Raw genomic sequence first — 23,698 nt, forward strand, 5'->3', positions numbered from 1 at the left:
TTAATTAAGCCAACGCAAGCAGCAGCTTATTAAGAAAAAAGGTCAGCAACTGCTGACCTTCTAGTGGAAAACGGGTTACGCTTTCTTACGTACGTGCGGTGCGGCTTTATCCAGTACACCGTTAACGAATTTATGGCTATCTTCAGCGGCAAACACTTTTGCCAACTCAATCGCCTCGTTAATCACGACTTTGTATGGTACGTCTTCACGACGCGTCATTTCGTACATGGCCAAACGCAGCAGCGCCAGTTCCATCATGTCCAGATCTTGCATTGGACGAGAAACGAAAGGACGCAGTTTGCTGTCTAGTTCAGTATGGTTCAAAACCACACCGGCTAACAGGTCACGGAAATAAGAAACATCGGTTTCAGGAGCAGCAAGAGCTGGCTCAGCGGCACGATGTTCTTCTTCATCGTATTTACCGCTGGTTAGAAATTGCTCTTCAATAGTCGCAACATTCTCTTTAGTAATTTGCCATGAATAAATTGCTTGTAGCGCAAATTGACGTGCATTACGACGTGCGGCTGGTTTCACACTGGCCCCCATTAGGAATCAATTTCAGAAAGAACGTTAATCATCTCAAGTGCGCTCAGTGCTGCTTCAGCACCCTTATTACCAGCCTTGGTTCCTGCGCGTTCAATAGCTTGATCGATAGTATCAACAGTCAGCACACCGAATGCGACTGGAATGCTAAATTCCAGAGACACTTGTGCCAGACCTTTATTCATTTCACTGCAAACATAGTCAAAGTGCGGTGTACCACCACGGATCACACAACCCAGTGAGACAATCGCATCGTAGTCGCCTGTTTTTGCAACACGTTGGGCTACCAGAGGCAACTCAACTGCACCAGGGCAACGAACAACAGTAATGTTGTCATCACTGATCTGACCGTGACGCTTAAGAGTATCGATGGCACCAGACAGTAAACTTTCATTGATAAAACTGTTGAAACGAGAAATCACAATCGCAATTTTCGCATTTGGTGCTGGGAAACCACCCTCGATCACTTTCATAGCTTTCCTTTAACTCTGTTCATCAAGTGAGAATCGCCGGATTCTAGCACAATTTTGTGAGCAATATCTAACAGAAATTTGGGCTAAAAGCCGCGCCCCACCTTCAAGGTAACACGCGGCAAACCGGCAATTTGCTGTGATTATTCACAGACGTATTCGACCACATTGAGGCCAAAACCGCCCAATGCGTGGTATTTTTTGTTCGGCGAAGAGAGCAAACGCATCTCCTTAACCCCAAGATCGGCAAGGATTTGTGAACCCACACCCACACGGCGCGAAGTGCCTTGCTTTTTCGCCATTGCCGGTGCTTCACCTTTATCTTGCAGCTCAAACATTTTCACGCGGTGCAGGAGCAGATCGCTTGACTCTTCATTGCCAAGAATCACCAATACCCCACCTTCTTGACCAATACGCTGCATGGCGGTAGTCAGCGTCCAACTACGCTCGGCGGTACGGTCACTGTGTAGCAAATCGGTAAAGGTATCTTGCAGATGAACACGCACCAAAGTGGGCGATGTAGTGACATCCCCTTTGCGTAGTGCGAAGTGAATTTGCTTATCGATGATGTCACGGTAAGTCACCAGTTCAAACTCACCGTATTCGGTCGGCAATTTGCATTGCGCCACACGCTCAATCGTAGTTTCGGTGTGGTTACGGTATTCAATCAAGTCAGCAATCGTGCCGAGCTTTAAACCGTGTTTTTCAGCGAACACTTCCAAATCCGGACGACGCGCCATCGTGCCATCATCGTTCAGAATTTCCACAATCACCGAAGCTGGCTCAAAACCGGCCAATCGTGCCAAATCACAACCCGCTTCAGTGTGGCCTGCACGCGTCAGCACCCCACCTTCTTGCGCGGCAAGCGGGAAAATATGCCCCGGCTGAACCAAATCGGAGGCTTTCGCCTCTTTGGCTACCGCCGCTTGCACCGTACGTGCGCGATCCGCCGCCGAAATGCCAGTAGTTACCCCTTCAGCGGCTTCAATCGAGACGGTGAAGTTGGTGGTGTACTGCGCATTATTGTCTTGCACCATAGGATTTAAGCCCAAACGGCGGCAACGATCTTTGGTCATGGTTAAACAGATAAGGCCGCGACCATGAGTCGCCATGAAGTTAATTGCTGCTGGCGTAATGTGCTCCGCCGCCATGATCAAATCACCTTCATTCTCACGATCTTCATCGTCCATCAGGATGACCATTTTGCCCTGACGAATATCTTCAATAATTTCTTGTGGGGTACTAATTGGCATGATCTCAGTCCTATCGTTATTCGTATTCGTGGCGAGCCATTAAGCGAAGCCGTTTTGCTGCAGAAAATCCATCGTCAATCGTGACTGAGGCTCGCTCTCTTTGCTTCCTTGGAGCAAGCGCTCCATGTAACGCGCTAACACATCCACTTCCAGATTCACTCGACGCCCCACTTGGAACTCATCCATTGTGGTTTCTGCACTGGTATGAGGAACAATGGTCAGTTTGAAGGCATTTTTGCGTAAATCATTCACCGTCAAACTGATCCCATCGACGGTAATTGAGCCTTTCTCCGCGACGTATTTGCTCAGATCCGCAGGCATGTTGACCCACAGTTCTACCGCACGACCAACAGGAATACGCTCAACGATTTCGCCTACACCATCCACATGCCCAGAAACAATGTGGCCACCAAAACGGGTAGTGGGTAGCATCGCTTTCTCCAGGTTGACGCGATCACCAACCTGATACTGAGCAAAGCCAGATTTCTTCAAGGTTTCCATCGACAAATCCGCGCTGAAACTGCGCGCATCAAAGGCCACAACAGTTAAACAGACGCCATTGGTCGCGATACTGTCACCGAGTTTAACATCGGCCATGTCCAGCTTACCCACATCTACACTGATGGTGACGTCGCTGCCTTTAGGGATAATAGCGGTCAGCTTGCCAACCGCTTCAACAATACCTGTAAACATAATGCTAATCTTTTGTTTTTGGGGTGGCGATGATCCGCAAATCTGCCCCCACCATTCGACAATCTTCTATTTTGAGTTCAATGGCCTCAACCATTTCCGTCAAACCGAGCGCGCCAAATAAACCACGGCCATCACTGCCCATCAGTTTCGGCGCTAAATAGAGAATGATTTCATCCACCAACTTTTGCTCAATCAAAGATTGAGCCAGTTGGCTCCCCGCCTCTACCCAGAGTTGATTCACATTGTGTTGCTGAGCGAGTAGTGCCAAAAGCTCACGCAAATCAAGCTTTCCGTTCTCAGCAGAGATACAGAGTTCGGCATTCTCGCTGGCAACTCGCAGCACGGGTGAAGGTGTTTGGTATAACGCTAACTCTGGATGCAATTGATGTTGGCGATCCAAAATCACCCGCAGTGGCTGGCGCAAATCCGCTTGTGCGTATTGCGCCTGTACCGATGGTGGTAAATCGTGCCAACGTACCGCCAGAGAGGCGTTATCAGCCAGCACAGTTTGACTGGTGGAAAGAATCGCGCTGGCTTGCGCGCGAAACCGCTGCACATCTTTACGTGCTGCGGAAGAGGTGATCCACTGACTTTTCCCGTTAGCAAGCGCTGTTTGGCCATCAAGACTTGCCGCCATTTTAAGCTGCACATAAGGCATGCCCGTTTCCATCCGTTTCAGGAAACCGCGGTTCAGCGCTCGCGCATCGGCTTCAAGCAACCCTACTTCAACCTCAATGCCAGCATCACGCAACATTTGTACACCACGACCAGCCACTTGCGGATTGGGATCTTGCATCGCGCAAATCACTTTTGCCACGCCAGCCTTGATGAGTCCCTCGGCGCAAGGAGGTGTGCGGCCGTAGTGAGAACAAGGCTCTAACGTAACGTAGGCAGTAGCGCCGCGAGCGAGCTCGCCCGCTTGGCGCATCGCATGCACTTCAGCATGTGGCTCGCCTGCTCGAAAATGGAAGCCTTCACCCACAATCTGCTCACCGCGTGTCATCACGCAGCCAACGTTGGGATTAGGGGAAGTGGTAAAACGTCCGCGCCGAGCAAGCTCAATCGCGCGGGACATCATTTGATGATCAAAAGAGGTAAACATAGGCATAGTCGCTGTGCATTAATCCTGTAGCTTGGCGATCTCTTCACCAAACTCACGGACATCTTCAAAGCTACGATATACGGAAGCAAAGCGAATATAGGCCACTTTATCCAGCACTTTTAATTGCTCCATCACCAAATTACCAATCAATTTGCTTGGCACTTCGCGCTCACCCGTGGCGCGCAACTTGGATTTGATGGTGCTGATCGCCAGTTCAATCGCATCGGAGCTTACTGGGCGTTTTTCTAAAGCACGTTGCAGACCGCCAATCATTTTCTCTTCATCAAATGGCTCGCGATTACCGTTCGATTTAATCACACGCGGCATCACTAATTCCGCACTTTCAAAAGTGGTAAAGCGCTCATTACAACCTAGACACTGACGACGACGGCGTACTTGATGTCCGTCAGCCACCAGACGTGAATCGATCACTTTGGTATCGTTTTCAGAACAGAAAGGACAATGCATATTACCTCCATAACAAGGCAATCAGTGTAGCCGATGTGCTGTTGAGAGCCAAAGAAAAAGGGGCATGAAGCCCCTTTACATCACATCTTACTGAGATTTTTTAGCTGCGAGACAGGTAATTAGCCTTACCAACCCATTTGTAACTGGTGAGTTCTTCCAGCCCCATAGGACCACGCGCGTGCAGTTTTTGCGTGGAGACCGCTACTTCTGCGCCCAAACCAAACTGCGCACCGTCGGTAAAACGAGTTGAAGCGTTGACATACACCGCTGCAGAACCGGCGGTATTCACAAACAGTTCAGCATTGTAGAGATCGTTGGTCATGATCGCATCAGAGTGGCTCGCATTGTGTTCACGCATGTGATCAATGGCTTCTTGCACGTCTTGTACCACTTTCACCCCTAAGGTGTAACTGAGCCATTCAGTATCAAAATCTCCGTCTTGCGCATCACGCAGCTCAGTCGCTGAACTCATTAACGCCTTGGCTTTTGGTTCCGCCACAAACGTCACTTTGCCATTCAGTTCTGCGACCAATTTTTCCAGTAACGGTTTGGCAATCGCTTGGTGCACCAATAAAGTATCCAATGCATTACACGCTGAAGGGCGTTGCACTTTGGCATTTTCAATCACGGCAACGGATTTATCCAGATCGGCACTTTCATCCACGAAAATATGGCTAATGCCAAAACCGCCAATGATCACAGGCACAGTGCTGTTTTCTTTGCACATTTTGTGCAGGCCCGCACCGCCACGTGGGATGATCATGTCGACATAATCGTCCATTTTCAGTAGTTGAGTGACCAATTCTCGATCCGGCTTTTCAATGTACTGTACGGAAGCTGCAGGCAAACCAGCTTTATCCAACGCCGACTGGATCACTTTGACCAGTTCCATGTTAGAGAAAAAGGTCTCTTTACCACCACGCAAAATCGCAGCATTACCAGTTTTTAAACACAGTGCAGCAATATCAATGGTGACGTTCGGGCGAGCTTCATAAATCACGCCCACCACACCAAGTGGTACGCGACGACGCGCCAGCGACATGCCGTTTTCCAATACGCGGCTATCGATTTCGCTGCCCACCGGATCGTTTAACTTGATCACGTTACGCACATCATTGGCGATCGCTTGTAAGCGAGCCTCATTGAGCAGCAGACGATCCAACATGGCGTCAGACAAACCCGCCTCGCGTCCGAGCGCAATATCTTTATCATTCGCGGCGAGAATACTCGCGCTTTGCGCTTCCAACTGCTCGGCCATAATCGCGAGAGCCTGATTTTTTTGCGCGGTACTGGCCGTTGCCAGTTGAAAAGAGGCCGCTTTGGCCGCTTTACCGAGTACGGTTAAATCCATCATTCTCTCCTTTATTCTTGAATCACGACCATGTCGTCGCGGTGGATCACTTCTGAGCCGTGATCGTAACCTAAAATATCGATGATCTCTTTACTGTGCTTACCCGCAATTTCGGCTAACGCATCATGGGCATAGGCTGAAATGCCACGCGCAACCAAGTGGTTTTGTTTGTCCAGAACACGTACCACTTCACCACGATTGAAATGGCCTTGTACGCGTATAACGCCTTTGGCTAACAAGCTACTGCCTTTGTTGAATACGGCTTTCACCGCACCATCATCAATCACAATGTCACCAGAAGCCGCAGGTCCCGCTAAAATCCACCGTTTACGGTTTTCTAAGGCTTCTTCCAAGGCTAAGAAACGCGTACCTTGTGGCTCCTCGCTCAACGAATCAAAAATCACATTGGGCGCACGACCTGCCGCAATGATGACTTCAATCCCAGCACGGCGTGCAATATCTGCCGCTTGCAGTTTGGTCGCCATGCCACCGGTACCGAGTGTAGTACCACTGCCACCGGCAATTTTGCGTAGTGTGTCATCAATAGTGGTCACTTCTTTGATCAGTTGAGCATTGGGATCTTTACGCGGGTCGGCCGTGAACAAGCCTTTTTGATCGGTCAGTAGCAGCAGCTTATCCGCGCCACACAAAATCCCGACCAATGCCGATAGATTGTCGTTGTCACCGACTTTGATTTCGTTGGTCGCCACCGCATCGTTTTCGTTGACCACAGGCACAATACCGTTTTCAACCAAAGCATTGATGGTGTCACGCGCATTAAGGAAACGTTCACGATCATCAAGATCGGCACGTGTTAGCAGCATCTGACCAATTTTGATGCCGTAAATCGCAAACAGCGATTCCCATACTTGAATCAAACGACTTTGCCCAACAGCGGCCAGCAGTTGCTTGCTGGAGATCGCGTTGGGCAGCGCAGGGTAACCTAAGTGCTCACGGCCTGCCGCAATGGCACCCGAAGTCACGATCACTACTGAGTGACCTTGTTTTTTCAGTTCTGCACACTGGCGTGCAAGCTCAACCATATGAGCTCGATCCAGCGCAAGAGTACCACCGGTCAGAACACTGGTTCCCAGCTTCACAACAACCGTTTGTGGAGCCTTTGCGCTTCGTTGATTTGTAGTCATGATTGCTTCTGTCGAGAAAAACTTTAAGAGACGATGTTTTAGCAATCCGCACTGCATTGCACAAGCAGAAAAAGGTGCAAAAGCACCTTTTTCTTTAGGTTAACGATTGAACTGGGTCAATTAAGCAAAATCGGCTGACTCGCTAGCAACAGCTAAGGTCATTTCGAAACGTTCGCGTAACGTTTTCTCCAACTTTTTGTGAAATTCAGCCTGAGTGTGCTTCACTTCGTTTTGTGCCGCTTCGGGAATGTCTTCCGCTATCCAATCTCCTGAGAGCGTATAGCGGCCAATATGGTAACACGCAGACATTTCCTGCTCGTGGTGGGTCAATACCATCCACCAGCCCCAAAACTCTCGTTTTTCAGGGGATTTTTTATCGTTAACACACGAGGCGAGACAATCAAATAAATAGACTTGCTCACTACACTGCCCTTCCCGTAAATAGGGGCCAATAGCTTTCAACGTTGAAAGTAGACGGTAGTGGGTGGGGGTTTTGGTCATCTCTGACATAGTTCATCTCCATAAGCAGCAATCAAGAGCCATTTTCATCCCCTAGCAACTTGGCGTGGCAACACCAAGTCATTGGGAAAATTTAATTATTGGACGAACAAACATTCGCCACTTAATGTTTAATCTTGATGACTTTTATGAAAATGTCACTTGCAAAGTTCATCTTCTAGCCAGTTTATTGCCAAATCGAGGGATTGCTCATATCCCTGTGAAATGGTTTTACTTTTTACTTTCTTTGCTTGTCCACCATGACTAAACAGTGCCACAAGTTGATTGTCTGAATAAGGTGATACCGGATCCCCTTCTAACCCGAGTGCCAAGATCGGCGTTTTAGTTCTACGGCCAGACATGAACCCCTGTACTTTCAGCGACCACGCCATCAATTGCCCCGCTAAGCTGCGCACATCGACTACGTTTTTCCCTAAGCGTGATGCCAGAACATCAAGATACATTTTCGGCATACCCGCTAATTTGTTCGGCGAGGTAAAAATATCGTGGATCGGAGCCCCTAACGCAACACAGGCTTTTATTTTGTCCGATTCGAGAAAAGCAAGGCGGGCCATTGAGTTACCACCAAAACGAAAACCGATTAGCCCGACACGGAAATGGTCGACCCAAGGCAGATCGGCCAACTGATTCAGTACGGCTTGATGCAGGCAGGACGAGTCTTCCGTCAGCGGCCATTGCGAGCTCGCTCCAAGTGATGGCATATCAATCGTCAGCATAGCGATGTCTCGCTTAGCTAAATAATCGCGAAACAGACGCCACATATCGGTTTGTAGGCTGTCTAACCCCGCACTGACCAACACCACAGGCTTAGGCGAATCCGTATTACACAAGTGCAGATAGCCTGCTACTTTTTTGTTTTGGTAAGAAAATTCTAAACGCTTAACCACAAAACCGGTGAGCTTAGCGCCCTCTTGATAGGCGTTATTGGCCAGAACTTGCGCTTGTAAGGCCAAATTATCATTTTTAAGGTGCGGATAACCTGCGATGCTATAACACAGTGCAGCAGTGAACATTTCATCAGCCGCCTCTTCGCCTTGACGTTCAGCCGCTTGCTTTTGATGCAGCATGCCAACACGTGTCCACTCGTAAGTCCAGTTACCACTGCGGTAGCCCATTACAGTATCTAACCATTCATCATGAGTACGCGAATGAGTGGATGACGCAATCCGCGCGAGCACTTCTTCCTGTTCAACCGGATTAATCCCCTGCCACACCCATTGCAAACGACGTAAGTTACGATACCAAGCGGAGGACGATTGCTCACGACGCGCATCTAACAGCTCTAAACTGCTTGGCATGTATTGAGTAAGCGAAGACGTTTCTTTGGCTTGTTTATGGTTTTGGAATAGGGTCTCAGACAGGTTTTTGCTGATCGCTTCTGACATGGCAAGTCTCTATGCTGGCATTACGCTAAGTTGGCCTAACAGTAGTAAAAAAAAATGACCCTTGAAAGGGTCATTTTCAAATTCTATGCAAAAAGACTACTTTTGCTTACGATTGACTGGCTCAACATAGGACAGAACCATATCCCATGGCTGTTCAATCCAAGTGTCTTGTGGAATATCAACTACATATTCATCAACCAAGTCTTTACCAGCAGGCTTAGCACACACAGTGACAAATTTAGCTTTTGGATACATTTCGCGAATTTTACGCGCGGTATCACCGCTATCCACGAGATCATCAATGATCAGGAAACCTTCCCCGTCATGCTCAGGTGCTTTTAATACTGTCATATCACGCTGGTGATCATGGTCATAGCTAGAGATACACACAGTATCTACATAACGAATACCCAATTCACGAGCGAGAATTGCAGCTGGAACTAAGCCACCACGGCTGACACCCAAGATACCTTTCCATTGTTCTGCAGGCATTTGACGCTGTGCAAGTTCACGGCAGTAATGCTGCATATTGTCCCAGGTGATAACGAATTTTTTGCTCATGTGATAAACCTAAATTGAATTTTTATAATTTCTTCTCTTACGCTGCCAAAATGTATTTGATGACAAAAATGGCTGCCATCACCCATACACTGAGGGAGACGCTGCGTCCTTTACCACTGAAGAGTTTGATCGCCGCATAAGCAATGAAACCCAGTGAGATACCTTCGGCAATTGAGAATGTCAGAGGCATCATCAAACAGGTGACAACAGTGGGTGCCGCTTCAGTCAGGTCACGCCAATCAATGCTCACTAAACCTGACATCATCAGAATAGCTACATAGAAAAGTGCACCCGCTGTTGCATAAGCTGGGATCATACCCGCTAGTGGCGAGAAGAATAATGCAAGAAGGAACAAAATGCCAACCACCACAGCGGTTAACCCCGTACGTCCACCTACCGCGACACCGGAAACACTTTCGATGTACGAGGTAGTATTTGAAGTACCCAGCAATGCCCCAACGGAAGTCGCGGTAGAATCCGCTAACAGTGCGCGATTTAGGCGAGGAATTTTGCCATCTTTTTCAATCAAATCTGCTTTTGTCGCTACGCCCACCAAAGTGCCTGCGGTATCAAACAAGTCAACAAATAGGAAAGCAAACACCACTGAAATCATCCCCAATTCAAAGACTGAAGAGAAATCCAGTTGCAAGAACGTCGGCGCAATGCTTGGTGGCGCTGACATCACACCGCCCCACTGTACATCACCGAAAACTAAGCCAAGGCCTGTCACCGCTAAAATGGCAATCATCACCGCACCTTTTACGCCACGGTATACCAAGCCAATCGTCAGGAAGAAACCTACCGCGCCCAATACCGCATGCAATGAGGTGATCGCACCGAGTGAAACCAGTGTCGCTGGGTTATCGACGACGATACCCGCATTTTTTAATGCGATGAAAGCCAAAAATAAGCCAATACCCGCTGAGATGCCGGTACGTAAAGAATGCGGAATCGAATTGATGATCCATTCACGAATTTTGAACAGGCTGAGTAGGATAAACAGCACACCAGAGCAAAACACAGCGGCCAGTGCCACTTGCCATGTATGCCCCATGCCCAGAACCACACCGTAAGTAAAGAAGGCGTTAAGCCCCATACCTGGTGCTTGGGCGATCGGATAGTTGGCGATAAAACCCATGATAAAACAGCCAATCGCTGCAGCCAAACAGGTCGCGACAAACACAGCTCCGCGATCCATGCCAGCATCCGACAAAATCGCTGGGTTAACAAAAATAATGTAAGCCATGGTCAGGAAAGTGGTGACCCCAGCGAGGATCTCAGTACGCACGTTAGTGCGATATTCACTGAGTTTAAAAAGCTTTTCCAGCATGTTCGAATCCTTTAAAGATAAAAAGTAAACGGTTGCGTAAACGATTGGCGGCGATTATAGAGTTATCAAATAACAAATTCCAGACACAATTCTGACTGCACGCTGGTTTTCTAAGCAAACGAGGAAAAGGCCGAGGGCTAGGAAGGAAAATTGAGCTTCACAAACAAAATGTTGCGATCAACATCGACAGTTATCTCTGTATAGCGCAAAAAAAACGCCACCTCAACTGAGATGGCGGTGAATCATATCAACCAAATTTGGTTGCCAATAAATTCTAATTTAGGGGTGAACAAAACTTGTTCGAGACGCAAAAAATTTGCGTATTAGTAGCCGAAGCTACGAGGGTATGCAAAGTTACCGGTATACACAGCGTGTTGATTCCAGAACATTACAGACGATAAACCTTTATTCATAACTATCACCATTAAAATCAAAAACTGTTTACTTGATTTCTCGGTTCCATGGAGGCGATAAATCGGACTCATCCTTTGAGCGTTTTTTCTTCGCTAGCGAAGTTGTACACAAATATACCACTAAGAAATTTAATTACAATAAAAATGGTGATTAAAATCACAAAAATCATTTTATTTGATCTCCATCAGCATAATGAAGTAATTAAATTACAGTTTTATAAAGTTAAATTACACCAAAAGTGCATAGCGATGCATTGCATTAGCCAACCAAGAGGCTTTGCGCTGTTCAGCGGCATAATACCAAAAACGTAAAACCCACATTCCTAGCACTTTTTGACCTACACCACCGCCTAGCTCGGTGATATGCTGTGCAGCGAAAGTACCCACCTGTTATAGGTAAATTCTCTACCATGAACGAACTTGGCTAAGAGAATAAATGGGAAAACCTACAGTAAGGAGTCATCTGTGTCTGAGTTCCAAACCGAAATCAGTAAGTTATCGTCAAATCCTATTTGGCCTTTTTTTGCGACCATCTGTTCCATTCCACACCCTTCAAAACATGAAGAGGCGTTAGCTCAATACATCATTGGTTGGGCAAAGGAACAAGGTTTCGCTGTACGTCGTGATGAAACAGGCAACGTCTTTATTAAAAAGCCAGCGACACCAGGCATGGAAAATCGTAAAGGTGTGGTACTTCAAGCACACATTGATATGGTGCCGCAAAAAAATGAAGACACAGTGCATGATTTCACCAAAGATCCGATCCAGCCTTATATTGATGGTGAATGGGTTACCGCTCAGGGCACTACGCTTGGCGCGGATAATGGTATCGGCATGGCTTCTTGCCTAGCAGTACTGGCCTCCAAAGAGATCCAACATGGTCCAATTGAAGTTCTGCTGACTATTGATGAAGAAGCGGGCATGACCGGCGCTTTTGGCCTCAAAGAGGGTTGGCTGGAGGGCGACATTCTGCTCAATACCGACTCTGAGCAAGAGGGCGAAGTTTACATGGGTTGCGCTGGTGGCGTGAATGCCGAGTTTGCTTTCCCTATTGAACGTGAAGCAGTTCCTGCTGGCTATGTGGGTCGTCAACTGACCTTGAAAGGCTTGAAAGGCGGCCATTCGGGTTGTGATATTCACACTGGCCGCGGTAACGCGAACAAACTGATGGCACGCTTCTTAGCGGGACATGCCAAGGAGTTAGAACTTCGTTTAATCGAATTTCGTGGCGGTAGCCTGCGTAACGCTATTCCACGTGAAGCGTTTGTGACGGTGGCACTGCCAGAAAGCCGAGTCGCCGAATTAGAAACACTGTTTAACCATTATACTGACTTACTCAAAGCGGAGTTGGGTAAGGTTGAAACCAGTCTGGTGACTTTCCTTGATACCAAAGAGATCAACGCTCAAATGCTGACATCTGGTACACAGCAACGTTTTATTGCCGCGCTCAACGCTTGCCCCAATGGCGTGATCCGCATGAGTGATGACATCGCTGGTGTCGTGGAAACCTCACTAAACGTAGGCGTGATCACGACCGAAGCTTCGCAAATCAAAGTGTTGTGTCTTATCCGCTCGTTGATGGATTCGGGTCGCCAGCAAGTGGAAGGTATGTTGCAATCGGTCGCTGAGCTGGCAGGTGCCGAGCTTGAGCTTTCTGGCGCGTACCCAGGCTGGAAACCGGATGCCGATTCCGAAATCATGCATATTTTCCGTGATATGTATGAAGGTATTTACGGCCACAAACCGAACATCATGGTGATCCATGCAGGCCTTGAATGTGGGTTGTTTAAAAAACCTTATCCTAATATGGATATGGTTTCGTTTGGTCCAACCATCAAGTTCCCGCATTCACCTGATGAAAAAGTAAAAATTGATACCGTAGATCTTTACTGGCAACAAATGGTCGCATTATTAGCGAACATCCCTGTGAAAGCCTAATGCGATAAAAAGCCGAGTGAAATCACTCGGCTTTTTTGTATCAATTTTTTTTGTCGAAAAGGAAAATTTAATTCATTAGCTTGAATTTAAGGTTGGCTGCTAGAGTTCGCCCCCTTGAAGTTCCCAGAGTTATTCACCAAACTCTCTTCAAGCGACGACTTGCCAAACGCAGGTTGTTTCGAGGGTGCTGCTTGTCCTTAGCGGTATCTGAAATTCTCAAACTAATGAAATTGCGATGAAAGAAAAAATGATTGTCGGATGGCGTGAGGAACTCAGCCTTCCAGGGTTAGGTATTGAGCGCATTAAAGCGAAAATCGATACCGGAGCCCGAACGTCTTGCTTGCACGCGTTCAAGGTAGAGAGCTTCACTAAGGAAGGAGCTCCGTGGGTTCGTTTTTGGATTCACCCGATGCAAAAGAATGACGAGCTAGTGAATGAATGTGAAGCTGCGGTAGTGGACGAACGAGTGGTTCGTGATTCCGGTGGCCACGAAGAAAAGCGCTACGTCATTCGATCGGAACTTAGCTTTGGAGGCCAAATCTGGCCAATTGAGATCACGTTGACCAATCGAGAAAATATGGCATTTCGTATGTTATTAGGACGTACCGCCATGCATCACCGAATCATCGTTGATCCAACTAAATCGTTTTTAATCCCTTTCGAGGAGCCGAGTAAATGAAAATTGGTATTCTGTCGCGTAACGCTTCGCTGTATTCGACCAAGCGTTTGATAGAAGCGTGCAAACAGCGTGGCCATGAAGTTCGTGTGATTGATGCCTTGCGCTGCTACATGAATATCAACTCCGAAAAGCCGGAGATTCATTACAAAGGTGAAGAACTAGCGGGTTTTGATGCCATCATTCCTCGGATCGGGGCTTCCGTGACCTTTTATGGCACTGCGGTATTACGCCAATTCGAAATGATGGGGGTTTATCCTGCGAATGAATCGGTCGCGATTACTCGCTCACGCGACAAACTGCGCTCAATGCAATTACTATCACGTAAAGGGATCGGCATGCCGATCACTGGTTTCGCCAGCAAACCTGATGATGTGAAAGACTTGCTCGACATGGTCGGTGGTGCACCGGTGGTGATCAAACTACTGGAAGGCACACAAGGGATCGGTGTCGTTCTCGCCGAAACTCGTACCGCGGCGGAAAGCGTGATTGAAGCCTTTATGGGACTCAAAGCCAACATCATGGTCCAAGAGTACATTAAAGAAGCCGGCGGTGCGGATATTCGCTGTTTCGTGATTGGTGATAAAGTGATTGCCGCAATGAAGCGCCAAGGTGCCGATGGCGAGTTTCGATCTAACCTGCATCGTGGCGGCACGGCATCACTGGTTAAAATTACCCCACAAGAGCGCAAAACTGCGATTGACGCTGCAAAAATCATGGGCTTGAATGTCGCAGGTGTTGATTTGCTCCGTTCCGCTCGCGGTCCACTGGTGATGGAAGTGAACTCTTCGCCCGGATTGGAAGGCATTGAAGCGGCAACCGGCAAGGACATCGCAGGAATGATTGTCGAATTCATTGAGAAAAACGCAGCCAGTAAAAGGACAAAAACTCGTGGCAAAGGCTAAAAAGCACAGCGCATTTTCATTTTTGGGGGAAACAATTTCCCCCTCTTCCCGACGAGTTATCGAACTCGAAGCCGCAAAACTGTATACCGACTCCCCTCTTTCCATTCCAATCGAAGTGCTCCATGGTTCGGCTCCCGGCCCAGTGTTGATGATCAACGCCGCCATTCATGGGGATGAGCTCAATGGCGTAGAAATTATTCGCCAACTGCTCAACACTCTCGATGAGAAAAAACTCAAAGGCACACTCATCGCCGTTCCAATTGTTAACGTGTTCGGTTTTATTCATAAATCCCGTTATTTACCCGACCGTCGTGATTTAAACCGCTGCTTTCCCGGCAGTGAAAAAGGCTCCCTTGCTTCACGCATGGCACATACTTTTTTCTCTCAAGTCGCCGAGCGTTGTGATTACATTCTCGATCTGCATACCGGAGCAATTCACCGCACCAACCTACCGCAAATTCGTGCGGATCTGAGTAACAGCGAAACTCTACGCATTGCACAAGCGTTTGCCACTCCAGTGATCATTGATTCGCCCTTACGAGATGGCTCGCTACGTAGCGAAGCCGAAAAACAGCAAATCCCTGTATTAACCTATGAAGCGGGTGAAGCGCTGCGTTTTGACCCGATTGCAATTAACGCTGGAATTATCGGTATTAAGCGGGTCATGCAGGCGATTGGTATGCTCAGAGCCAGCCGCAAAAAAACACCAGCCTCGATCATTGCTAAATCCACAAGCTGGCTGCGTGCGGAAGCCGATGGCATTCTACGCACTCTGGTATCTCTGGGGGATAAGGTCGAAAAGGGGCAAATACTCGCCTACATCAACTCACCACTTGGTAAGCTGGAAGTGGAGATCCTCGCCAATAAAGGGGGGATCGTGATCGGTCAGCAAACCCTACCATTAGTCAATGAAGGTGATGCCGTATTCCACCTTGCTTACTTTGATCAAGATGATGATATTGTTGAACAAGTAGTCGAAGAATTTATTGAAGAGTTAACTGAAGCCGATGTAGAACCGCTCACCACAGGCCATATCGTGACTCAATAAATGGCCGATCGAAAAGCCCTCATGACGAGGGCTTTGTTATGACTGTACGCTGTCTTTTAACCAAAGGAAGCCCAGATAACTGTCGCCACCAAAATTGGGCAAACAAACTTCACATACCAAGGCCAAATTTTGCCAAAGAGGCTCTGTTGCAACTCTGGGAATCCAGCTTGTAGCTCCTTCATTTTAGCGTCACGCTGCCATACCCACCCACCAAACAGACAGAACATCAGAGCAGCAGTAGGTTGTAAGTATTGCGTCGCTAATGTTGCGACCAAGCCAAATAACGCACCAAAGTTATAGACAATCACCACGCTCACTAGCGCAATCAAGCTACCTAACACCCAACTGGTTGGCGTGCGGCGTGTATTGAAACGCTCTCCAACTAGCGCGACTGGACATTCCAACATCGAGATTGAAGAAGTCAGTGCGGCAATGGTGAGCAACAAAAAGAACACCATCGCGAAAATCTGTCCAAGTGTACCTAAGCTATCAAACATCAGGGGTAACACAGTAAACACTAAAGTATCAGAGCTCAGTAGGGAGCCATCTTGAGCGTAAATCTCAACCCCTTTATGCATAGCAACAAACATGGCCGGCAATACCACCAAACCGGCAATAAAAGCCACAGCGGTATCGACCAACGTAACGCTCATCGCCATTTTTGGTAGGTTTTCTTTCTTACTCAGATAAGAACCGTAAATCAGCATCGAACAACCGCCAATGGTTAGCGAGAAGAATCCTTGTCCCATCGCCGCTAAAATCAACTTACGATCCCACACTTTGTCAAAATCAGGGATCAAGTAGTGCTTTAAGCCTTCCATCGCACCTTGTTGCGTCATGATGTAGACAAACAGGACGGCAAACAGCACAAATAATGCGGGCATCAGTCGTGTAGACCAACGTTCAATCCCTTTTTTCACTCCACCTTGCACAATCAAAATCGTCAGGACATAAAAAATGATCGTACCAAGCAAGTTTCGCTCTACACTAAAACCTTTTAGCCAAGCACTGATGCTTTCTAGGCCGAAGAGATCCGCCATCGCCCCGAATAAGAAGCAGATGATCCAACCACCCACAATACTATAGAAAGCCAAAACCGCACTCGGCACACTTAGCCCAACCCAGCCGACTAAGCCACCCACTTTCTTTGCGGTAGGATTTGCGGTTAGCGATCGCATACTATCAACAGGGTTAGCTTGACCATAACGACCAATGGCCATTTCAACGACTAACATAGGAAAGGCAACAACAACGATCAAAACCAGATAAACCAACAAAAACGCACCGCCACCATTGCTGGCAGCTTGGGTTGGAAATCCCCAAATATTACCTAACCCCACCGCAGCTCCAGCTGCAGCAAGAATAAAACCAAGACGAGAACTGAATGTCTCACGAGAATTTGATTGTGCCATGACGACGACTCACACGATACCAACACACTAGTTGACTAGTACATTAATACAAAGTGCCGTTTGACTCAATCGACAACAGAATCATTCGCTGAAAAAACGCACAAACACTTTGCTTTTATCGAGCTGAATCAAAATAAAACTAATTTTCTGTTTAAAAATCAAACAAAGTTACGCACAACATAGCGATCCCTACCGCTTGCCTTAGCATGGTACAGCGCTATATCAGCCTGATGAAAGAGTGACTGATAGGCATCCGTCAGAGGAGATAAAGCATAAATTCCACCAATGCTGACCGTGAGATATTGAAATGTAGAGTCAACTGGGTTGGTAATCGCAAGCTGAGCCACTTTGGCACGCATTTGTTGGGCATATTGTTCACCATCAAATGGCTGATCTGAAGCCAGCACCACACAAAACTCCTCACCACCAAAACGGGCTACAATTTTCTCTCCTGCAAAATCCACCGATTGCAAGATATCCGCCACTGAGCACAATGCCTCATCACCGGCTAAATGCCCAAAACTGTCGTTGAAACGTTTAAAATAATCAATATCAATGAGATACAAAACTAAATAACGAAAAGGGCGATCACTCAAATAGCTTTTAAGTTGCTTTTCTAAGTAACGGCGGTTTGAAATCCGAGTTAGAGGATCATGCTCAGACTGCCAACGCAACACTTGTTGGCTGTCATCAAGTTGGCTCACGATGTGATTGATGGTATTTGCGAACTCTTTCATCTCTGAAGAAATAAAAGAGTTTGCATCTGGTACTTTACCACCCGATGTTTTGAACTGTTGCAACACATGATTTGCCCTTGTGATAGGGCGAATCAGCGCCTGTACCACCCATAGGTTTATCAAGTACATCACTAGCGAAAAAAACAAAAGAGCGAAGACTTCATCATTACGGATGAAAGGTGGATGTTTAACTTGGTGGTTGATTTTAAACAGCACACTGGACTGGCCGCTGTAATCAAGCTGTTTTAAATAGGAGACATCCTGCTCATCTTCAGGTAATGGGGCATTGGTTGCACACGTTAATACCTCAATATCGATGCCTGTCGCTTGTTCAACCACATTGGTAAATTGTGCTCGGACTTTTTTAATAAAGATGAGGTAACCTTTATTACACGATTTTCCTTCGCTATCACACACTCGGGCAGTAGCCGCGAGATAGGGTTCATCATCCACCACCATATAGCGCACAGATGTTGAAACTTTGTCGGAGCTTAAACGTTGAGCCTGCTGCAAAATCCCAGAAAAGTCAGGTAACAAGTGTTCATAGCTGACACTTTTATTGAGTTCAGAATCGTATTTTTTACCCCAGACTAACGTTTTATTGGCATCAAAAATAAAAATGCCATCCAGAAATTGAGAGGTAAAAGCCAGTTCACCAATATTGCTCTCAATAAACTCCGCTGTCGGATGAGCAATGAAATTCGCCATATCGTCCCAAGCTGCATAATCAGCCAGAGAAGCCCCCATCGCTTTACGTTCCAACGACACTATGGTTTCAACACGGTGTAATTCTGCTTGTTGTAATTGCAGGGCTTGCGCAATATCGCGATCGTGTGACCAAAAATATTTGAAGATCAGATAAAAAAGCAAAAAGCACACCACTACTGCCAATGCATTGAGTGCAGTTAATTTGCGCAAACTAACATTATTTAAATTCATATCACCATCGTCATGACAAACCTTACCTAAAACAAAAAGAGCGTGGCTTTACGCTCTTTTAAGTTTAGATGGTGAAGACTTGATAGTTTTTTAATTGAGGGATCTTTTTGTGTAATTTCTGCTCTTGCTGAGTCATTTCGTTTAATGCGTCACACCATTCCTGCCCCTGCTTTTCAAAAGTCGAGGTTTGCTCTTTTAGCTTCACATCCAACTTTGTTTTCAGATCTGCCATATTTTTGCCTAGCTGCGTCAGATTCAAGCCGCCCTCTTTTTGCATCTTGGTAGACATCACATCAAACGCACTGGCAAAAAATTGCTGTGTGAGCACTTCCTTACCACGAGAAAACTGTTGTTGAAAACGGTTCTGCATTGCTTCAAACGTTTCGGCAGGCACGATCATATCCCCATTTTTAAAATACTGGGCTTTAGCATCCGCAAAAAACGTTGCCATTGACTGCTTTACGTTATCAAACGCCTGTGGTGCTTCTAGAGAAGTCGCCACCTCATCAACCAATTGATTGGCCGATTTTAAACTGTCATCAGCCCAACGCTGTGCCTTAGGCACCATGTTGACAAGCTGTTCACGATAACGACGCACTGCATTTTTCTGATCCGCGGTCAGCGCTATTTTTTGGCCTTGAATATAGAGATTATTTTGCTTATCAATCAATGCCGTATCGCTCGCTGTGCGCAGAATTTCCACTCGCTGAGTATTCAGGTGAACTTCATTTTGAATATCCACTCGGCACTGTGTAGCCCAAGTAGAGGAACTCATTAATACAGCGAAAGCTAAAATGGTTTTTTTCATGGTTTTCTCTGGCTAAGTTTTGCCAACTATAATCAATCCTGGCGAATGATACGCCAATAAATCGTCAAAAATAGCGCATTACTGATAATTTTTACCCAAGCACTTAACGATCAGATGGACTTCTTCGGTTCAACGCATTTTCTGAGTGTAATGGCTCTAATCCAATTCGTTAGGAAACATAGATAACTGCTTCATTTGCAATTCTGGTTTTAACATCACACTTAAGCCGAGCAAGCGAATCTCTCGCCCCTGTTGACGAGTTAATACTTGTTCAAGCAGTTCATGGAAGTACTCTAAGTCCAACTCGGGGTGAATATGTTCAATTGTCGTCAGTTGAAAATCGGCAAACTTCACTTTAATTCCCTGTTTGATAATCGCTCGCTGTGAATTTGCACGCTTCAAGCGAGCATCAAGCTCAGGATAAAGTCGTTGTTCAATCACCTGCCAACATTCATCAAAGGTGGTGATATTTTGGCTAAAAGTGTATTCCACCCCGACTGATTTACGCTCACGCTCGGTGATGACCTCTCTTTCATCAATACCATGGCTCTTTTTCCATAAAGACGCCCCCAAACGACCAAATTGATGCAGTAGCTTCCTATAATCCGCGTTTTTAACATCAGCCCCGACATAAAGACCGGCTTGATGCAGTTTTTCTAACGCCACTTTGCCAACTCCCGGAATTTTTTCTAAGGGTAGGGAATCGACCATGATCTGCACTTGCTCAGGAGTCACCACATACAGTCCATTTGGCTTATTGATATCAGAAGCGACTTTGGCCAGAAATTTGATTGGAGCAACACCTGCCGAAGCCGTTAGGTTCAATTCTTGCCAGATGTCTCGACGAATCGCCTGTGCAATCAGAGTGGCGCTTCCTTGATAAGCCGTAGATTCTGTGACATCCAGATAAGCCTCATCCAAAGAGAGCGGTTCAATCACCGAGGTATAACGTTGAAAAATGGCACGAATTTGTTGAGAAACTGTTTTGTAAACAGGCATTCTTCCCGGAACAACATGCAGTTGAGGGCATAGTTTCAGAGCTTGAGCCGTCGGCATTGCAGAACGCACACCAAACTGCCGAGCTTGATAGTTACAAGTGCTGATCACACCACGTTGCTTTTCATGCCCTCCCACAGCAAGTGGAATATCACGATAAGCAGGATTATCTCGCATTTCCACTGCTGCGAAAAAGCAATCCATGTCCACATGGATTATCTTGCGAATTCTGTCTTGCATAGCCCACCAAATACTGTATACATAAACAGTATAATAACAAGCCATCGATAAGGAAAGTCTGATAAACAAAAAGCCCGCCGAAGCGAGCTTTTTACTTGAGTAGCCTTGATTACGCGATGCGATCTTTTTCCCAAGCGGCAAGGCGTTCTGCTCGCGCTGCTGCTTTTGCTTCACGCTTTTTGCGTGCATCACAAGGTTCTGGGCAGTTGCACACTTTTTCGATGCCGACGGCACCTAAGCCACCACAACTCCCTTTCACTACTTTACGTTGGAAAATGTAACCAACGGCCATCGCTGCAATGACAGCAAGAAAGAAACCAAAAGTAATCAAAAATGTGTTCATTGTTTTATGCTCACTATTACTTATTTAAAAACGGTTTAAAGCTGCTTGATGCGTATTCTTTGAAACCGTCATCGGTTTTCACAATCATCAAGACTGGGATCTGGTTGGCTTCAGCGACCGCCATACCACGCTCTTCACCCATGACCATTAAACCGGTCGCTAGCCCATCTGCCGTCATGCATGATTTATCCAATACGGTGACTGAAACCACTCGATTGTTGATCGGACGTCCTGTTTTTGGCTCAATAATGTGTGAATAACGCACGCCATCTTGCTCAAAGTAGTTGCGGTAATCTCCTGATGTCGCAATCGCATATTCACCCGGTTCAATAATTTCTTGCACGCTGCGCTGATCAACACTGGGTTTTTCAATCGCAATACGCCAAGCGACACCTTCACGGTTCAAGCCTTTCAAACGGATTTCACCACCGATTTCGACCATATAATTTTCGATACCTTGTGATTGAATATAATCCGCGATCACATCAACTCCCCAGCCTTTTGCAATGGTAGATAGGTCGACGTACAGCTCAGGAATATCTTTACTCAGCGTATTACCTTCCACCGTCAGATGCTCAATACCGGTAATTGCACGGCGAGTATTCAACTCTTCATCCGTCGGTACGATATCAGGGCGAGCCTCAGGCCCAAATCCCCAAAGATTCACCAACGGTCCTACGGTCACATCTAACGCACCCTCAGTCAGACCGTTCAAACGAATGGCTTCTTTCACAACAGTCGCGGTTTGTGTTGATACCGTAAACGGCTCCGCATTGGTGTGTTGATTAAAACGACTTAATTCAGAGTCTTTACGATACGTCGACATCTGAGCGTTCACTTCCTCCAACAAACGGTCGATTTCAGTTTGCAAGGTTGTGGAATCAGCAACGCCAGGTTGTTGAATGTATTTAATATTGTAAGTGGTTCCCATGGTTGGGCCACTGATATGCACTTGCTCAACCGGCTTTTCACAGCCAGCCAACAAGAGAAGAGAAGCTAATGCAACAAGCCAATGTCTCACTTGTTTACTCCTTTCATCGTTAAAAATTGATATGGGAAATACCGATACCAACACATTCTAGCTGTAATGGGATCGACACTTTCAATATCCGATTTGCAAAAAACAATGGCTGACTCTAATGAGCCAGCCATCATGATGTAGCAAATGATTAATTAACCACCGAAGTCATCCAACAGGATGTTTTCTTCTTCTACACCGAGGTTCTTCAGCATGTTGATCACAGCCGCGTTCATCATCGGAGGTCCACACATGTAGTACTCACAATCTTCTGGTGCTTCATGGTCACGCAGATAGTTTTCGTACAACACGTTATGGATGAAACCGGTGTAACCCGTCCAGTTATCTTCTGGCTGAGGATCAGATAGAGCACAATGCCATACGAAGTTGTCATTCTCAGCCGCTAGGCCATCGAAATCTTCTACGTAGAACATTTCACGCTTAGAACGCGCACCGTACCAGTAAGACATCTTACGTTTAGACTTCAGACGCTTCAGCTGGTCAAAGATATGCGAGCGCATTGGCGCCATACCTGCACCACCACCGATAAAGACCATTTCTGCATCCGTATCCTTCGCGAAGAACTCACCGAATGGGCCAGAAATTGTACATTTATCACCGGCTTTCAGTGACCAGATGTAAGAAGACATTTGGCCTGGTGGCACGTTTGGATTATTTGGCGGCGGAGTCGCGATACGCACGTTCAGCATGATGATACCGAACTCTTCTGGGTAGTTCGCCATAGAGTAAGCACGGATGATGTCTTCATTTACGATAGACTCATAACGGAACAAGTTAAACTTGTCCCAATCACCGCGATACATTTCTGGCACATCGAAATCAGCGTACTTAATGTGGTGCGCAGGCGCTTCAATCTGAATGTAACCACCCGCACGGAACGGTACTGATTCGCCATCAGGAATCTGCAGTTTCAGCTCTTTGATGAACGTGGCTTTATTATCGTTAGAGATAACCGTACATTCCCACTTCTTCACACCAAAGATTTCTTCTGGCAGTTCTAGATCCATATCGGTTTTCACAGCAACCTGACACGCCAAACGCTCGCCTTCACGGGCTTCGCCTTTGCTGATGTGATCCAGTTCTGTTGGCAGAATATCACCGCCACCCGATTTGATTTTTACACGGCATTGGCCGCATGAACCACCACCACCACAAGCAGAAGATACGAATACACCGGCACCAGCCAATGCACCCAGCAACTTACCACCCGGTTGGGTTACGATCGCTTTTTCAGGATCGCCATTGATTGAGATTGTAATGTCACCTGTTGGTACTAGCTTGGATTTGGCGAACAGAATCACCAAAACCAACGCCAGTATAATCAGGGTAAACATCACTACACCAAAAATAATAGTAGACATTAACTATTCCTTTATTGCTGCGG

Annotated in this window: 24 protein-coding genes; 4 read left to right on the forward strand and 20 right to left on the reverse strand. The window is 46.7% G+C overall.

All coding sequences use genetic code 11. From position 1 onward, the window contains the following. Positions 1 to 75: 75 nt before the first annotated feature. The 13 genes from nusB to MKA69_RS01500 all read right to left on the reverse strand — a co-directional run bounded on the left by nusB (position 76) and on the right by MKA69_RS01500 (position 11,620). Entirely contained in the window at positions 76 to 546 is a 471-nt protein-coding gene (gene nusB / locus MKA69_RS01440) for a transcription antitermination factor NusB (RefSeq protein ID WP_000501297.1), read from the reverse strand. Next, positions 546 to 1,016 carry a 6,7-dimethyl-8-ribityllumazine synthase gene (ribE, locus tag MKA69_RS01445; RefSeq protein WP_000864130.1) on the reverse strand — a complete coding sequence of 157 codons (471 nt, stop codon included), beginning with the start codon at positions 1,014 to 1,016 and terminating at the stop codon, positions 546 to 548. Before ribE ends, nusB begins: the two co-directional genes overlap by 1 nt. A gap of 140 nt (positions 1,017 to 1,156) precedes the next feature. Further along, a complete protein-coding gene (ribBA, locus tag MKA69_RS01450) occupies positions 1,157 to 2,266 on the reverse strand; it encodes a bifunctional 3,4-dihydroxy-2-butanone-4-phosphate synthase/GTP cyclohydrolase II (RefSeq protein ID WP_305847388.1) in 1,110 nt (369 codons plus the stop codon). A 39-nt stretch (positions 2,267 to 2,305) separates the two neighbouring features. After that, the gene (locus tag MKA69_RS01455; protein ID WP_305847389.1) at positions 2,306 to 2,959 is read right to left on the reverse strand and encodes a riboflavin synthase; all 654 of its coding nucleotides are present in this window, start codon (positions 2,957 to 2,959) and stop codon (positions 2,306 to 2,308) included. Positions 2,960 to 2,963: 4 nt separating this feature from the next. After that, entirely contained in the window at positions 2,964 to 4,067 is a 1,104-nt protein-coding gene (ribD, locus tag MKA69_RS01460) for a bifunctional diaminohydroxyphosphoribosylaminopyrimidine deaminase/5-amino-6-(5-phosphoribosylamino)uracil reductase RibD (protein ID WP_305847390.1), read from the reverse strand. Between the two features lie 12 nt (positions 4,068 to 4,079). Next, positions 4,080 to 4,529 (reverse strand): transcriptional regulator NrdR, encoded by a 450-nt coding sequence (gene nrdR, locus MKA69_RS01465; protein ID WP_305847391.1) that lies wholly within the window; start codon positions 4,527 to 4,529, stop codon positions 4,080 to 4,082. A 100-nt stretch (positions 4,530 to 4,629) separates the two neighbouring features. Next, positions 4,630 to 5,880, reverse strand: coding sequence for a glutamate-5-semialdehyde dehydrogenase (locus MKA69_RS01470; RefSeq protein WP_305848215.1), 1,251 nt, complete (start codon positions 5,878 to 5,880; stop codon positions 4,630 to 4,632). A gap of 11 nt (positions 5,881 to 5,891) precedes the next feature. Further along, entirely contained in the window at positions 5,892 to 7,025 is a 1,134-nt protein-coding gene (proB, locus tag MKA69_RS01475; RefSeq protein ID WP_000210569.1) for a glutamate 5-kinase, read from the reverse strand. 120 nt (positions 7,026 to 7,145) lie between these two features. Continuing rightward, the gene (crl, locus tag MKA69_RS01480; RefSeq protein ID WP_001293327.1) at positions 7,146 to 7,535 is read right to left on the reverse strand and encodes a sigma factor-binding protein Crl; all 390 of its coding nucleotides are present in this window, start codon (positions 7,533 to 7,535) and stop codon (positions 7,146 to 7,148) included. Between the two features lie 146 nt (positions 7,536 to 7,681). Beyond that, positions 7,682 to 8,929: an esterase FrsA gene (frsA, locus tag MKA69_RS01485; protein ID WP_055035010.1), complete on the reverse strand. Its 1,248-nt coding sequence runs from the start codon at positions 8,927 to 8,929 to the stop codon at positions 7,682 to 7,684. A 96-nt stretch (positions 8,930 to 9,025) separates the two neighbouring features. Then, the gene (gene gpt, locus MKA69_RS01490) at positions 9,026 to 9,490 is read right to left on the reverse strand and encodes a xanthine phosphoribosyltransferase (protein WP_000037415.1); all 465 of its coding nucleotides are present in this window, start codon (positions 9,488 to 9,490) and stop codon (positions 9,026 to 9,028) included. 37 nt (positions 9,491 to 9,527) lie between these two features. After that, positions 9,528 to 10,820, reverse strand: coding sequence for an NCS2 family permease (locus MKA69_RS01495; RefSeq protein ID WP_000890420.1), 1,293 nt, complete (start codon positions 10,818 to 10,820; stop codon positions 9,528 to 9,530). Between the two features lie 641 nt (positions 10,821 to 11,461). Then, a complete protein-coding gene (locus tag MKA69_RS01500; RefSeq protein WP_176465995.1) occupies positions 11,462 to 11,620 on the reverse strand; it encodes a hypothetical protein in 159 nt (52 codons plus the stop codon). 78 nt (positions 11,621 to 11,698) lie between these two features. Here MKA69_RS01500 and MKA69_RS01505 point away from each other — a divergent pair, with 78 nt between their 5' ends. From MKA69_RS01505 to MKA69_RS01520, 4 genes are all read left to right on the forward strand, one after another. Beyond that, positions 11,699 to 13,171 (forward strand): aminoacyl-histidine dipeptidase, encoded by a 1,473-nt coding sequence (locus tag MKA69_RS01505; protein ID WP_305847393.1) that lies wholly within the window; start codon positions 11,699 to 11,701, stop codon positions 13,169 to 13,171. A 235-nt stretch (positions 13,172 to 13,406) separates the two neighbouring features. Beyond that, entirely contained in the window at positions 13,407 to 13,850 is a 444-nt protein-coding gene (locus tag MKA69_RS01510; protein WP_000660268.1) for an ATP-dependent zinc protease, read from the forward strand. Next, positions 13,847 to 14,752: a 30S ribosomal protein S6--L-glutamate ligase gene (rimK, locus tag MKA69_RS01515; RefSeq protein ID WP_000689987.1), complete on the forward strand. Its 906-nt coding sequence runs from the start codon at positions 13,847 to 13,849 to the stop codon at positions 14,750 to 14,752. Before MKA69_RS01510 ends, rimK begins: the two co-directional genes overlap by 4 nt. Beyond that, positions 14,739 to 15,800, forward strand: coding sequence for a succinylglutamate desuccinylase/aspartoacylase family protein (locus MKA69_RS01520; RefSeq protein ID WP_304572494.1), 1,062 nt, complete (start codon positions 14,739 to 14,741; stop codon positions 15,798 to 15,800). The genes rimK and MKA69_RS01520 overlap by 14 nt, the downstream gene beginning before the upstream one ends. A 56-nt stretch (positions 15,801 to 15,856) precedes the next feature. Here MKA69_RS01520 and MKA69_RS01525 read toward each other — a convergent pair whose 3' ends face one another. The 7 genes from MKA69_RS01525 to nqrF all read right to left on the reverse strand — a co-directional run bounded on the left by MKA69_RS01525 (position 15,857) and on the right by nqrF (position 23,675). Next, positions 15,857 to 17,212 carry a sodium-dependent transporter gene (locus tag MKA69_RS01525; RefSeq protein WP_055027587.1) on the reverse strand — a complete coding sequence of 452 codons (1,356 nt, stop codon included), beginning with the start codon at positions 17,210 to 17,212 and terminating at the stop codon, positions 15,857 to 15,859. 158 nt (positions 17,213 to 17,370) lie between these two features. Beyond that, positions 17,371 to 18,888 (reverse strand): diguanylate cyclase domain-containing protein, encoded by a 1,518-nt coding sequence (locus tag MKA69_RS01530; protein WP_305847394.1) that lies wholly within the window; start codon positions 18,886 to 18,888, stop codon positions 17,371 to 17,373. A 64-nt stretch (positions 18,889 to 18,952) separates the two neighbouring features. Next, complete coding sequence (locus MKA69_RS01535; RefSeq protein ID WP_000750985.1) at positions 18,953 to 19,696, reverse strand: YggN family protein; 744 nt, start codon at positions 19,694 to 19,696, stop codon at positions 18,953 to 18,955. A 156-nt stretch (positions 19,697 to 19,852) separates the two neighbouring features. After that, entirely contained in the window at positions 19,853 to 20,932 is a 1,080-nt protein-coding gene (gene dinB / locus MKA69_RS01540) for a DNA polymerase IV (RefSeq protein WP_009355391.1), read from the reverse strand. 109 nt (positions 20,933 to 21,041) lie between these two features. Then, positions 21,042 to 21,275, reverse strand: a complete 234-nt coding sequence (nqrM, locus tag MKA69_RS01545) for a (Na+)-NQR maturation NqrM (protein WP_001091359.1) — start codon at positions 21,273 to 21,275, stop codon at positions 21,042 to 21,044. A 16-nt stretch (positions 21,276 to 21,291) separates the two neighbouring features. Further along, positions 21,292 to 22,296, reverse strand: coding sequence for an FAD:protein FMN transferase (locus MKA69_RS01550; RefSeq protein WP_305847395.1), 1,005 nt, complete (start codon positions 22,294 to 22,296; stop codon positions 21,292 to 21,294). Positions 22,297 to 22,448: 152 nt separating this feature from the next. Further along, entirely contained in the window at positions 22,449 to 23,675 is a 1,227-nt protein-coding gene (gene nqrF / locus MKA69_RS01555) for an NADH:ubiquinone reductase (Na(+)-transporting) subunit F (protein ID WP_000103960.1), read from the reverse strand. Positions 23,676 to 23,698: the final 23 nt, after the last annotated feature.

The sequence above is a fragment of the Vibrio sp. AH4 genome, from assembly GCF_030710545.1.
Lineage (GTDB): Bacteria > Pseudomonadota > Gammaproteobacteria > Enterobacterales > Vibrionaceae > Vibrio > Vibrio metoecus.